Raw genomic sequence first — 12,530 nt, forward strand, 5'->3', positions numbered from 1 at the left:
GTCAATCCTCCCGCTGGTGCCAGGCCGCCGCCGCCCGGTCGGTGATGGCCTGCACCTCGGCGCGGGCCGCCGCGGAGATCGGCCCCGCGTTCGGCTCCTTGAACCAGGGACGTAGCCGGATCACGGCGGGCCGGACGCCGGTCGCCAGCAGCAGGGCGGTCCCCTTGGGCAGCGCCCGGATCCGGTCCGCCGGCAGCACCTGCTCCTGCCGGTACGACACGGACCGGCTGGAGCCGTCGCGGGAGCGGGAGTAGCTGGGCGTACGCACGTCGTGCTGGCCGACCAGGCGGGCGATCTTGTCCACGAAGTCGGCGTCGTCCAGCCCGGCGCCGAGCAGCTTGATGGTGGCGGCGCTCCACAGCGCGTCCATCCCCGCCTCGCCCCAGACCCGTACCCCCTGCCGGTAGCTCTGCAACAGCGTCACCACGCTGATGCCGCGCGAGCCGAGATGGCTGTAGAGGTCGGGCAGGTCGGAGATGCGGCAGACGTTGGCCGCCTCGTCCAGGATGGCGGTCATCGGCGGGTCGAGCCGACCACCCGCGCGCTCGGCGGCCACCACACCGGCCCGGATGACGGCGTCCGCCAGCCCGGCGATCACCCCGGCGGCGGATCCGCCGCCGTCCTTGGAGAGCAGGTAGAGGGTGTCCCGGCTGGTCACGTGCTCCTCCGGGACGAACTGCGGGAGGGACGGGTCGGGGCAGACCCAGGCCAGGATCTCCGGGTCGAGCAGGCAGGCGACGCACTGCCGGGCGGTCTCGTAGATGCCGTCGCGGGTCTGCACCGCGCCGTGGACCGTGCCCTGGAGCTGATCGGCCATCGCGTCCATGCCGGCGTCGCGGAGCAGGTCGATCGGGGTGCGGTCGCCCGGGTCGGCGAGCCAGGCCAGCAGCTCGCCGACCGTCGCCCCGCCCCGGTTGGCGGCGAGGAAGAGGGCGGTCAGGGTGTTCTGGGCCGCGGCGATCCAGAAGTCGCGCTTCGACGAGTCGTCGTTGACCGAGCTGACGAAGTGGCCGGCGAGCCGGCGCGCCCCCTCGATGGTCCGGCAGCCGCCGAGGAGGTCCCACCACATCCCGCGCTCGGTGTACGCGATGCCCTGCGGGTCGAAGGTCCACACCCGGCCGACCTGCGACCGCTCCCGCCGGGTCACGGTGAAGACGTCCGACTTGTTCGACGTCAACAGGACCGCCCCGGGAGCACGGAGCACCCGGGGGATGGCGATGCCGGTGGACTTCCCGGCCCGTGGCGCCATCAGGTCGAGTTCTACGTCCTCGTACGAGGACCGCAGCTCGGGCCCGGCGGGCAGGAGATCGCCGAGGAGGTTGCCGGTGTCGTCGGGGCGCAGTCGGGCGGCGTCCCTGAGCGAGGGACGCAGCTCGCGGGCGCGGGCCTCGGCCGCCTTGCCCGTCATGGCCCCCAGCTCCTTCGGCTGGGCGAGACCCTTCGGTGCCCGCCGGCGACGGGCGACGGTGCGGGACAGCGCCACCGCCGGAACGGCGGCGATCGGGACGAGTCCGGCCGCCCCCGCGTACACCACGGGCGGTGGGACACCCGGCCAGACCCGCTCGGCCGATCCGCCGAGCAGGCTCAGGTAGACGCGGACGGTGAACGGCGGCGGCTGCCAGCCGTGCCCGGTGAGGACGCCGCCGAGCGTGCCGCCGAGCCACAGCAGGAGGAACACCACGAGGTTGACCAGCGCGAGCCCCGGGATCAGCCACGCCAGGTGGTCGCCGCCGGCCCCGCCGCCGCTCCTCATCGCGGCCCCGCGTCGGCCTGCCACGGGTCACCCCGATGCGACAGGTCGCCGGCCTTGACGGCGCGCATCACCGCGTCCCGTTCGGCCCTCAGCCGTTCCGCGTCGCCGTCGGCAACCCACCGTGTGTTCGTGTCGTGCAGGTGCCGCTCGGCGTCGGTGATGGCGACCCGGATCGGGATTCCGGGGCGCCCGCCGACCTTGATCAGGAACCGGCCACGGCCGGGCGGCTCCTCGTTCCCGCCGTCCTGTGCCCAGCCCGCCGGTGAGGACCAGGAGGAGACCAGGTCGATCTCGCGCCGGGAGAGCCCGACCACGCGTCCCAACTCCTCCATCTCCGCCCTCGGCAACCCGGCGCAGGCGACCATGCCGGCGCGCTCGACGAAGCCCCGGGCCTTGGCCTTGTCCGCCTCGCTCCCCAACGCCTCGGCGTCCTTCAGAGTGTGGGTGATCTTCGCGTCGGCGAGACCGAGCGAACGGTTCAGGCGGGTGAGCGCGTCGATCCGGTCGACGATGCCGGAGGCCGCCCGCAACGGACGCCACAACTCGTCCAGGACCGTGAAGAACCAGCGGCGGGGGGCCAGGCCCGCGTCCGCCAGCGCGTGCGAGGCGGACACCGTACCCAGGCCGTCCGACCAGGCCGCGAGCATCGCGGCGGCGGTCAACTGCCCGTCCGCCTCACCGATGCGGGAGATGTCGATGCAGACGGCGGTGGCGTCCGGGTCGATCCGGGTGGCGGTCTCCGAGGCGAAGGTGTCGCCGAGCGGGCCGTCCAGGATGCCGAGCAGCGAGCGGTGCAGCGGGTCGACGGCGTCGCGGTACCGGGACTCCTGGCCCCGGTCCAGCGTGACCTGCCGGACCTGCGGCGGCCCCTCCTCGAGCACCGCGAGCAGGTCGGGCAGCCGGTAGGTCCGGCCCGGCGTGGTGCGCTCGCGCAGGTGCCGCAGGCAGGCGGAGAGCACCGACTGCTCGTGGTCGCTGATCGGCATGCCGCGCACGATGGTGAGCAGCGCCGCCACCATGTTGAGGACCCGGCCGTGGGTCTCGGCGGCCAACGCCTGGCCGGCCTGCCCACCGATCCGCGCGGCGGCCGCGCCCATCGCGCCGGGGTCCAGCACGTTGAGCCCGCCGACGCCCCGGGCGATGGAGATGACCTGCCCGCCGAGCGCCCGGACCGTCTCCGCGTAGTCGGGCTTCAGGTCGCCCAGCACCAGCGGGACGACACCCTGCCCGGCCAGCCCGATCAGCATCCGGTTGATCAGCGTGGACTTGCCGAGTCCCGGCATGCCGAGCATGAACAGCGAGGGGTTGGAGATGTACCGCGCCCGGGTGAACCAGTTGAGCGGGTCACCGCAGACCGTGGCGCCGGTGCTGACGTGCTGGCCGAGCGGGACCCCGGTCATCGGCGCGCCGGAGCCGGAGGCGAACGGCCAGAGCCCGCACGCCTGCACCGTGGTGGCCCGCCACATGGTCGGCGGGTCCAGCGTCGCCACCCGGCCGCCGCCCACGACGGGCGAGCCACGGTGCGGCACGCCGTCGACCCGGTCGGCGCGGGCCAGTCGCTGCCGGTACCGCCGCTCGGCCGCCTCCTCCGCGGCCTGCCGCCGGCGCGCCCGCCGCAACGCCCGGGGGGTCTGCTCGCCCGTCTCGTCGGGCTCCCGGTCCTGCGCCTCCAGCTCCGGCACCACCAGCCCGGACATCGCCGTGGCCGGCCCGGACGCCAGGCGGGGCCAGCCCGCGCCGAGATCCAGCACCCGGGGTCCGTCCGCGCCCGCCCCGGCCGTCACAGCGCCTCCTGGAGGTCCTGCGGGACGAGGGACTGCTCCCAGGGCAGGATGCCGACCGGCAGGGCGCAGGTGAACGCGGCGGCCTGCATCCGGTCCGCCGGGCGCATCGCGATCCGGGTCGCGCCCAGCAGGTTGCGCATCGTCACGTTCGCGTCGCGGACCTCGGCGGCGGAGTCGACGGTCAACGTCACCAGCATCGAGAACTCGACCAGACCGGCGCCGGAGGCCTCCTCCACCGCCGTCTGCTCGGCCGCCTGGATCTCGGCGGTCGCCCGGGCCCGCACCAGACCGCGCGTCGAGTTCGCCATGAACTGGGCGGACCGGCGATCCGACTCGACGATCTTGGCGGAGGTCGCCGGATCGATCGGGCGGTAGATCAGGGCCACCCGCTTGCGCCGGATGCCGGTCACCGGATCGAGCAGGCTGCGCAGGATGCCCGAGCGCACCACGCCCCGGGGCGCCATGGTCAGCAGCCAGCTCCGGGACACCCCGGAGTCGTGCTGGTAGGAGCTGACCGTCTCGACCGCCGTGGCCGGCCCGGCGTCGTCCCACTCCAGCCCGGTGCGGCCGTGCCGGGCCCGTACGTCGAGCACCTCGGCGGCCACGGCCGGGTCGTACGCGACCCGGACGACCTCGGCGATCCGCTCCGCCGACAGCGGCTCCGCCGACCCGCCGCCGGCGGCGACCAGCCCGTTGAGCACGCCCTGGAGCCGCAGCGCCAGGTCGGCCAGCATGGTGTCGTCGTCGCGCCGGGCGCCGCCGGGTGCCGAGTAGGTGAGCGTCAGGTACGTGTTCATCTCGGAGGACGCGTGCGGATAGGTGCGCACCACCTCCTCCATCACCGCCCGGGCGGCCGGTGGGGCGTCCGGGGAGAGGCGGCCCAGCACCTCGGTGGCGAGCCGGGTGCCGGGGTCGGGCGCGGTCTCTACCACCACCGAGGCGCCGCGCAGCCCCGGCTCGTGCGCCAGCCGGGACAGCCACTCGCCCCACAGCGCCACCCAGGTGTCGACCTGGTCCGGGTCGACCAGCGAACCGCCGTCGGGCTCGCAGCTCAGCACCACCGTGTACTGGTGGCGGTTGCGGTGGTGCAGCACGCCGAACGGGCGGTCGTACGGGTCGCGTCCCTCCAGCATGGTCACCCGGCTCAGCAGGCCCGGCGGGCGGAACCGCCCACCGGGTCGCGTAGACAGCGGCCCGGAGACGTAGAGGTGCTGCCGCTTGGACTTCCGGCGCAGCCAGCCGATCCGGACGCCGGCGAGCTGGAAGAAGTTGCGGCCGTCCTGGGTGCGGATCGCCAGCGGCGCCACGGCCAGCGCGAGCGGTAGCCCCACCACCAGGGCCGTGTCCAGGGAGACCATGGAGGCGATCAGGACCATCACGAGGGCACCGAACAGCCCCACGGTCCCGACCAGGCCCAGCGAGCCCAGTCCGGCCTTGCGGGGGCGACGCCAGTTGCCGTACGTCCGGGTCTTCATCGGTTCGGTTGCCGTGGTCATGGTCGTCCTCCTGGATGGCGTCCCGGCCTAGTCACGGTCGGAATCCGGCAGCGCCCCGTGGGAGATGCCGCTGGCGTGCTGGTAGATGCTGTTGACGGCGCCGGCGCCCGCCTTCACCGCCGAGGCCGCGCCGCTGACGACGGGCGCGGCCCTCGACGCGGCGCTGCGCCTGCCGCCGCTCTCGGGCGTCGGCTCGCTCCCCGACGACGACCCACCGCTCTCGGACGTGAACGCGCCGACCACCGCCGTCGTGGAGCTGAACGAGGACTCCCCGTCGGCCGTGGACGTGCGGCCCGAACTGGACGTCATGACCATCATCCCGCCGGCCGACCTCGACCCGCCGCCTCCCGACGTGCCGCCGGCGGGAGTCGCGCCGCCACTCGGTGCCTTGGCCGCGCCAGCCTGGTTGCCGCCTCCGGCGACCTTTCTCGCCCCACTGGCGACGGCACCCGCCGTGCCGCCGACGGCAGCCGCCCCGGCGGCGATGCCCGCGCCGACGCCGTCCCTGGAGCCGAGCGTCGCCATGGCCGGCACGACCAGCCGCATCAGCGCGGGGAGGGCGACGGCGGCCATCAGCAGGACGGCGGCCCCGGCCAGCTTGTAGTGCTTGGCGTCGTTTCCGACCGCGCCGATCATGGCCGCGCCCGAATACATGATCAACCCGACCACCGGTTTGAACGCCAGCCAGGCCACCATCCAGGCGATGTGCTTGCGCCACCACCCGCCGCCCCACTCGGACATCGAGGCTGCGGCCGCCAGCGGAAGCGTGCCGGTGAGCAGCACCATCACGCCGAGCCGGATGTACATCAGGATCACGTGGATGCAGCCGGCGAGCAGCAGCAGCAGCCCGACGATGATCAGCAGGAAGGCGGTGAGCCCGTCCGTCCCGCAGTTGGCGATCAGCTTTAGCTGCGCCTTGATGCCCTGGTCGTACAGGTGGTCGCTGTAGTTGTCCGCCTCCGTGGCGAGCAGGTTGAGCACGGTCCACGCCGCTCCCACGGTGAGGACCATGCGGACCAGGCCCAGAAGCGCCGTCAGGCCGGGCTGTCCCTTCCGTTCCAGCGCCATCCGGAACGCCGCGGCCAACAGTGACGCCACCGCGATGGTCACGACGAGCCAGTTGGTCTGTAGGTGGATCTTGTCGTTGAGCGTCTCGTCGCCGAGCGCCGGGATGTCGCCGAGATTGGCGAAGAGTTCGACCGCCGCGCCCATGATGGCCCCGGCGATGTCGCTGAGGATGCCGTCGATCCCCCGCTCGAAGAAGCCGACGACCTGCCCGATCTCACCGATGTAGACGGCGTCGCCGGTCGCGCACTCGGCCACCTCAGGCCCCGTTCCACAGGACGAAGCCGGCGAGGGAGAGGGCGGGGATGGCCGCGTTGTGCAGGCCGCCGGAGTTCAGCGGCCGGAGCTGCCAGTCGACTCCGCTCCAGTCCGCCGTGTAGTCGACGGAGAAGTACCGCATGGTCGCCTGCCGGATGAGCACCCGGATGACGGCGGTCCTGGGCGAGTACTTCACCACGAGGAACCCGGCCAGCTTGTTGGAGGTCTGCGACGGGCCGCTCTCCTCCATCGAACCGCGCATCGCGTCGAAGTAGTCCCGCCCCAGACCCGGCACGAGCTGCTGGTCGCTGACCGTACGCCAGTCGGGCCCGCTCATCTGGCGGGAGATGGTGTGCACCGCCATCACCGCGCCCATCGGGGTGTGCGCGAAGCACCACAGGAGCGGCCCCGTGGTCTTCCGTGGGCCCGCCGAGGCAGAAAGGGGGGTCTCCGCGCCGTTGAGCGTCCGCCAGGTGATGTCGCGCGGGGCCGCGTTCGGGATCCGTTGGGCGGAGTCGACGGTGCGGCAGCCCTGCGGGCGTGACCCGTCCGGTGCGAGGGCACCGATCACGGGCCTGGCCACGGGCGCGGCGCGGGAGCCGGTGTCCCCTGCGCCGACGAGCGCCGCGACCGTGCCGGTGCAGAGGGCCAGGACGACGAAGCCGGCCGACAGCTGCCACCGGCGGTGCCGCCAGAACGGCCCGGCCGCCTCCGTCTCGTCGAATGCGTGTCTCGATCTCATGACGCCGATCCCCTTCTGATGGCGATCAGTGGCCGCTTCCCCTACTGGCCACTGCCAAAGACCCACGTGACGATCGGCCCGGCGGTGGCGACCAGGATGCAGCCGCCCAGCACCATGCCGAGTCGGCTCATGTGCTCCGAGCTGTCGCCCCGCTTGTGCGAGATGGCCATGACCGCGCCGGTGAGCAGGACCCCGAGGACACCTGCCGCCGTGCCCGCCCAGGCGACCAGGCCGAGCGCCTGCTCGACCTTCGTGGCGAGTCCCGGCGGCACCGACCCACCGGTGGCGGGCTGCGGGACCCCGCCGCCGTTCTGGCCTCCGGGATTGGGGGCCAGGCGGAACTCGACCGGGATCCGCAGGAGCCCGTAGTAGTAGATGTCGGAGAGGGCCATGGGTGCTCCTTGGATGTGGAAGGCTGGCCTGTCACCCGGCCGGGGCCGGTCGGGTCAGGTCGAGGTCAGGGGCGTCACCGGCTGAACCCGAGCGCCTCGACGATCGGCCCGGCGGTGGTCGCGATCAGGCAGGCCGCGAAGACGATGGCGATCTGCCGGGTGTACTGGGTCTGCTCCTCCAGGGCACCGCGGCGTAGCTGCGACGCCATCGTCATGCCGGTGATGAGCAGGCCGACCACCGCGGCGGCGCTCACGCACCACGCCATCAGGCTGAGCAGCTGTACGACCGGCGTCTTCGGGTTGTCGAGGTCGATGGGGTACGGACTGATCGACGGTGTGGCGAAGGTCGTCTTGTTGATCGGGCCGTCGCACTTGAACTTGCCGGCGTACAGGGCACCGGAGATCTTGCACGAGTGCGACCCGGTGATGTCGAGGTTGTCCTTGGTCCGGGAGTGGCCGAGAGTGTCGACCATCATTTCGACGTCCATCCACACGGTGTCGCCGGAGGTGTACTCGGCGCTGAGCTCGAAGTTGCCGTTGGGCGAGCCCTTCTTGCCGGAGCAGACCCGGTCGCCATTACCGGCGGGATAGGTCTTCACCGTGGTGGTGGTCTTCAGGCACAGGATGAAGATGTACGCGGCGTCGCCACCATCGATCTTCACGGTGTACTTCTCGGCAGCTACCGCCGGGGCGGCCGGCGTCAGCCCGACCAGCGCCAGGGCCAGGAGGGCGGCGGCGACGGCGGCCCGGACCGGCCGGCTCACCGCCGCCCCCGCTCGGACCGGGCGTCCACCACGCCGGCCAGCCGGGTCACCTGACGCGGTAACCGCTTGGGTTCCTCGCCCACCCGGTACGAGGGGATCCACGGCACCCGGTGGACCGGGGCGATCGAGCGCAGCAGGCGGATGCGGCCGAGCAGCGGTGCCGGAAGCCGGCCGGGCGCATCGGCGATCAGCACCACGCCCACCAGCCGCATCCCGGCCGGGTGCCGTCCCTCCCGCATCGCGTTCAGCGCGCGCGAAACCGCCCGCAGACCGTCCAGGTTGCTCCGGCCGACCACCATGACCCGGGCCGGTTCGCCGATCGCCGCGTCCGGCCACCGGCAGCCGATGTCGGCGCCGCCCAGCAGCCGGGTGAGGGTGGTCGCACCGGCGCCGCCGTGCGCGCCGATCCAACCGATGCCCTGGCCGGAGAGGGTGTGGTGGTGCCGGACCGGACGCTCGTCGTGCTCCCGCACGCGGAACGTCCCGCCCTGCTCCGGGTCGGGGCCCGACTCCCGGGGACGCCGCAACACCATCGGCTGGCTCCTCATCCGCTTGCCTCCCGTCCCTGCCCGTCGTCGCAGTCGCCGGCCGCGCCGCCGGCACCCGGCGGCCCCGGCCGGTACGGCCGACGGCCGCTCTACGACACGACCGCCCGCTCGGTTCAGCGCCACTTCGAGGTTTTTCCGGCCGCCGCCCCGGCCCCGCCTCAGCCCAGGCCGCCCCGGCCCCGGTGGCCGGAGCCACCGGGGCGTCCGACGGCTCAGCCCGCCTCGTGCCAGGTCTGGTTGCTCTGCCCCGGCGCGCACTGCCAGATCTGCAACGGCGCACCGTCGCCGGAGTTCCAGTCGCGCACGTCTAGGCACTTGCCCGAGTGCGGGTTCCGCAGCAGTCCCGCCTCGCTGACCCAGACCTGCGCCGGTCCGCCGTTGCAGTACGCGAGCTGAACCTTCGCCCCGTCGTCGCGCGATGCCCACGCGACGTCCACGCACTTGTCGAGAGTCGTCAGGGTGTCGCCCGGGCCACGCGAGAACCGCTGGCCCGCGCTGCCGTTGCACGGCCAGATCTGGAGCCGCACCCCGTCGGCCGAGACCCCGCCCGGCACGTCGACGCACTTGTCCGCGTAGCCGCGTAGGGCGAAGCCCGAGGAGGACGGGCCGGTGCGACGGTCGGCGGGCGGAGCCGCCGGGGCCCCGCCGCTGCGGAAGGTCACCACGAATTCCGCGCAGCCGGCGCAGTTGTAGACGGTCTCGTTGCCGGAGACGCGGTCGTGGGTGGACCACAGGTAGGCCCTCGGCCCGAACGGGAGCAGCGCGGCGGTGTAGGCGCTCTCGGCGTCGCGCTCGGGGTTGACGCAGTTCACCCGGTCGCCACGTCCCTGGTCGCGGACGGCGTGGGCCTCGGGGCAGGCGGCGAGCATCTGCCCGCCGGAGCAGTCCCAGATCGCGCAGCTACCGGCCGGCTTCGGCCGGGGGGCACCGGGCGCGTCGATCGTAATCGCCGTCGACACCGCGTCGACGTAGCTGACGTTGTACCAGGGAGCCCCCGGGTTGTTCCGGTCGAAGTTGAACTCGGCCAGGCTCACCGGCTCCGCGCCCCGCTGGCAGTGGTCTGCGAAGGCGCCGCAGTCACCGACGAGGCACCGGAACGTGCTGCCCGGGTCGCCGTCGCAGCGTTGACGGGCGAAGAAGCGGCCCCGCCAGTGGCCCGGATCACCGGCGTCCGGAATGACGATCGTGCCCGACTCGCCGGGACGCAGGACGGGCAGGCCGGTGATCCTCCGCGAGCCGTCCCCGCTCTCCCCCGCGCCGATCCACAGGGTCTCCCCGGTCGCGTTGACGAACGTCACCCGCTCCCCGACGGCGGCGGTGGCGGAACCGCCCGGCAGACCGACGGTCAGACCGAGCGCGAGCATCACGACGGCGAGGAGCACGGCCCCCCTGCTCATCCGGGCCCCGCCGGTCTGGAACGAACCGGTACTGACTGTCATGTAGCCCTCCCCTGGCCTGGCGGGGACGCACGACGTCCCCGGACGAGTGCGGCAGGCGCACGGCCACATGACGGCGCGGGACAGCTCCCGGTTCAACGGATGGTGGCCCGGATCAGCGCCGGGCGGGGGGAATGCCGGTCAGCGCGAGATGGGCGCGGTCACGACCGAGGTGCCGTCGACCAGGCCCACCGTGATGAAGGAGAGCTCATCGGCGGGCGGCGACAGCTCGCCCGTCACCTCCTGCGGCCCGGCCGAGGCGGTCCAGTCCCGTACCACGTGGGTGACGCCGTCGCGCGTCACCGCGAAGAGCCGGTAGCGCAGACCCGGCCGCAGCCCGGTCGCCGTGATCCTGATCGTGGCACCACGACCCTCGTGGGTGGTGATCGCCACCGAGAGGCTCACCCCCTGACCCGGTGCCTCCCCGGTCGCGGTCAGCACCAGATCGTCCCGCGCCCCGCCCCCGCCGGTGGCGACGATCCCGCCGGCGAGCACGGCGGCCGCCACGGCCAGCGCTCCGCCCCAGAGCAGCAACCGCCGTCGTGCGGAGCTGACGCGCGACCGGCCACGGCCGGGGCCGGTGCCTCCGCCGGATGCCGTCCCGGGCCGGGTCGTTCCCGGGCCGCCCGGCGGGACAGGCCGTCGGCCCGTCGCCCCCGCTGCCGGGTCCGCCGCAGGAGGCGGACCCGCAGCCGGTGGGTCGCCCGGGGCGGACCCGGCAGCGGGCGGGTCGCCCGGCCCGCGCCGCGACGGCTGCTCGCTCTCCGGCGGCGAAGTGGGCTGCGGCGGCAGGACAGCGGTGGACGGCAGAACAGCGGCCGGGGGCAGGACAGCGGCGGGAGGCAGGACGCCGGCCGGGGGCAGGGCGGCGAGTTCGTCCCAGTCCGCCGCGCTCAGGCCGCCGAGCCCACTGGTCACGTCGCCCAGGTCGCCCGCTGCGGAGAGGCACTCCCAGCAGCCGGCGAGGTGTGCCTCGAAGGCGACGCGGTTGGGCTCGTCCAGGGCACCGAGCAGGTAGAGCGCCAGCGCGGTGTGCTCGGAGGTCGGGTGCTCACCGCCGGCGCGCATCACGCCCCCCTTCCCGGCCCGACAACGGTGCGTCCGAGTGACGATCCGTGTCGCGGCACCGGTGCCGGGGATCGAGCGAGGAGCCGCTGGGACGGGACATCAGGCCGCCTCGATCGGGCCGATTGCCGCGTGCAGCGCACGCACCGCGTAGTACGTCCGGGACTTTACCGTACCCTCCGGTATTCCGAGACGCTCCGCCGCCTCCGCGACCGAGGCCCCCTTGTAGTACATCTCGATGAGCACCTCCCGGTGCTCCGGCTTGATCTGTCGCAGGGCCAGGCGGACGGTGTGGGCGCTGACCACCCGGTCCGTCTCGTCCTCCGCCGAGGTGAGCCGGTTGAGGTCCGGGACGGCGACCTCGACCGGTCGGGCCTGCCGGGCCCGGCCGGCGTCGACCGCCACGTGCCGGGCGACCGTGTAGAGCCAGGGGGCGATCCGGCGCGGCTCCTCGGCCAACGTCCCCAGGTTCCGCCAGGCCCGCAGGAGGGTCTCCTGCACGATGTCCTCGGCGAGCTCCTGCCGGCCGAGGACGAGACGGGTGACGAAGCGCAGCAGTGGCTCCCGGTACTGCTCGTGGATCCACCGCATGAGGCTCTCGGGGGAGCCCTGCCCGACGGCGACCTCGCCCGACCCTCCGGGCTCCACCGCCTCGTTGGGCAACGCCGACACAGAACGCCTCCCCCTGACGTGGGGGTCGCGCCCGTACGGTCGTGTCGCCACCTCGACGCCGAGCCCCTCTGGGGAGGAAGGATAGCCGTACTCATCGGACGGTGGGGCCGGCCGGCGGGCGGGTGTGCCGTCGCGGCGGGCATCGGGAAGTTGACAGGAACCCCACGCGGACGGTCTCGGCAGGCGCGCGACGACCAGCGTGCCGGCGCTCATCGGGCGAGGCCCGGCGGGCGGACGTCGGCGATCTGCTGCGGTCGTCCCCAGTGGTCCCGACGGGCGTCGTCGGCGGGAACGATCCGGCCGGCGGCGGCCGGCGGCACGGCAGGGCCGATCCGCCGGGTGTCGGGCAGTCCACAGCGAGTTAACATCGATCGCTCCTATCGACGGTTCGGCGACATGCGGCTGTTGGCAGGAGGTAGCTCCGTCCGGCGCCTGACACCTTCACGTCCCCGTGTGCCGATCGGTTCGACGACCGCCGAAGTGGAGTCGATTCGATTCCGGCCGGATGAACCGATGACCTCGCGCATCCGTCACGTCTACGACGTCGCCGTTGGA

The 12,530-nt window shown here is 73.5% G+C and carries 12 protein-coding genes; all 12 read right to left on the minus strand.

Annotation, left to right across the window (positions count from 1 at the left end):
* Nucleotide 1: 1 nt before the first annotated feature.
* The 12 genes from LPU43_RS26330 to LPU43_RS26385 all read right to left on the minus strand — a co-directional run bounded on the left by LPU43_RS26330 (nt 2) and on the right by LPU43_RS26385 (nt 12,343).
* Nucleotides 2-1,753 carry a type IV secretory system conjugative DNA transfer family protein gene (locus LPU43_RS26330; RefSeq protein ID WP_229403231.1) on the minus strand — a complete coding sequence of 584 codons (1,752 nt, stop codon included), beginning with the start codon at nt 1,751-1,753 and terminating at the stop codon, nt 2-4.
* The gene (locus tag LPU43_RS26335; protein WP_229403232.1) at nt 1,750-3,537 is read right to left on the minus strand and encodes a putative type IV secretion/conjugal transfer ATPase; all 1,788 of its coding nucleotides are present in this window, start codon (nt 3,535-3,537) and stop codon (nt 1,750-1,752) included. Before LPU43_RS26335 ends, LPU43_RS26330 begins: the two co-directional genes overlap by 4 nt.
* Nucleotides 3,534-5,033 carry an SCO6880 family protein gene (locus LPU43_RS26340; RefSeq protein ID WP_229403233.1) on the minus strand — a complete coding sequence of 500 codons (1,500 nt, stop codon included), beginning with the start codon at nt 5,031-5,033 and terminating at the stop codon, nt 3,534-3,536. Before LPU43_RS26340 ends, LPU43_RS26335 begins: the two co-directional genes overlap by 4 nt.
* A gap of 27 nt (nt 5,034-5,060) precedes the next feature.
* Nucleotides 5,061-6,356: a hypothetical protein gene (locus tag LPU43_RS26345; RefSeq protein ID WP_229403234.1), complete on the minus strand. Its 1,296-nt coding sequence runs from the start codon at nt 6,354-6,356 to the stop codon at nt 5,061-5,063.
* Nucleotide 6,357: 1 nt separating this feature from the next.
* Nucleotides 6,358-7,098, minus strand: coding sequence for a DUF8175 domain-containg protein (locus LPU43_RS26350; RefSeq protein WP_229403235.1), 741 nt, complete (start codon nt 7,096-7,098; stop codon nt 6,358-6,360).
* A 41-nt stretch (nt 7,099-7,139) separates the two neighbouring features.
* Nucleotides 7,140-7,490, minus strand: a complete 351-nt coding sequence (locus LPU43_RS26355; protein WP_229403236.1) for a hypothetical protein — start codon at nt 7,488-7,490, stop codon at nt 7,140-7,142.
* Nucleotides 7,491-7,564: 74 nt separating this feature from the next.
* A complete protein-coding gene (locus tag LPU43_RS26360) occupies nt 7,565-8,254 on the minus strand; it encodes a hypothetical protein (RefSeq protein WP_229403237.1) in 690 nt (229 codons plus the stop codon).
* Nucleotides 8,251-8,802, minus strand: a complete 552-nt coding sequence (locus LPU43_RS26365; RefSeq protein ID WP_229403238.1) for a protein kinase family protein — start codon at nt 8,800-8,802, stop codon at nt 8,251-8,253. The genes LPU43_RS26360 and LPU43_RS26365 overlap by 4 nt, the downstream gene beginning before the upstream one ends.
* A gap of 212 nt (nt 8,803-9,014) precedes the next feature.
* A complete protein-coding gene (locus LPU43_RS26370; protein WP_229403239.1) occupies nt 9,015-10,241 on the minus strand; it encodes a ricin-type beta-trefoil lectin domain protein in 1,227 nt (408 codons plus the stop codon).
* A 138-nt stretch (nt 10,242-10,379) separates the two neighbouring features.
* A complete protein-coding gene (locus tag LPU43_RS26375) occupies nt 10,380-11,306 on the minus strand; it encodes a zf-HC2 domain-containing protein (protein ID WP_229403240.1) in 927 nt (308 codons plus the stop codon).
* A gap of 99 nt (nt 11,307-11,405) precedes the next feature.
* Nucleotides 11,406-11,975, minus strand: a complete 570-nt coding sequence (locus LPU43_RS26380) for a sigma-70 family RNA polymerase sigma factor (RefSeq protein ID WP_229403241.1) — start codon at nt 11,973-11,975, stop codon at nt 11,406-11,408.
* A 209-nt stretch (nt 11,976-12,184) separates the two neighbouring features.
* Nucleotides 12,185-12,343 (minus strand): hypothetical protein, encoded by a 159-nt coding sequence (locus LPU43_RS26385; RefSeq protein WP_229403242.1) that lies wholly within the window; start codon nt 12,341-12,343, stop codon nt 12,185-12,187.
* Nucleotides 12,344-12,530 lie beyond the last annotated feature (187 nt).

The organism is Micromonospora okii, from assembly GCF_020884795.1.
Taxonomy (GTDB): Bacteria; Actinomycetota; Actinomycetes; order Mycobacteriales; family Micromonosporaceae; genus Micromonospora; species Micromonospora okii.

Coding starts and splice junctions, on each gene's coding strand:
- LPU43_RS26330 (WP_229403231.1), bottom strand. CDS start 1,753: ATGAGGAGCGGCGGCGGGGCCGGCGGCGACCACCTGGCGTGGCTGATC.
- LPU43_RS26340 (WP_229403233.1), bottom strand. CDS start 5,033: ATGACCACGGCAACCGAACCGATGAAGACCCGGACGTACGGCAACTGG.
- LPU43_RS26350 (WP_229403235.1), bottom strand. CDS start 7,098: ATGAGATCGAGACACGCATTCGACGAGACGGAGGCGGCCGGGCCGTTC.
- LPU43_RS26355 (WP_229403236.1), bottom strand. CDS start 7,490: ATGGCCCTCTCCGACATCTACTACTACGGGCTCCTGCGGATCCCGGTC.
- LPU43_RS26365 (WP_229403238.1), bottom strand. CDS start 8,802: ATGAGGAGCCAGCCGATGGTGTTGCGGCGTCCCCGGGAGTCGGGCCCC.
- LPU43_RS26370 (WP_229403239.1), bottom strand. CDS start 10,241: ATGACAGTCAGTACCGGTTCGTTCCAGACCGGCGGGGCCCGGATGAGC.
- LPU43_RS26375 (WP_229403240.1), bottom strand. CDS start 11,306: ATGCGCGCCGGCGGTGAGCACCCGACCTCCGAGCACACCGCGCTGGCG.
- LPU43_RS26385 (WP_229403242.1), bottom strand. CDS start 12,343: ATGTTAACTCGCTGTGGACTGCCCGACACCCGGCGGATCGGCCCTGCC.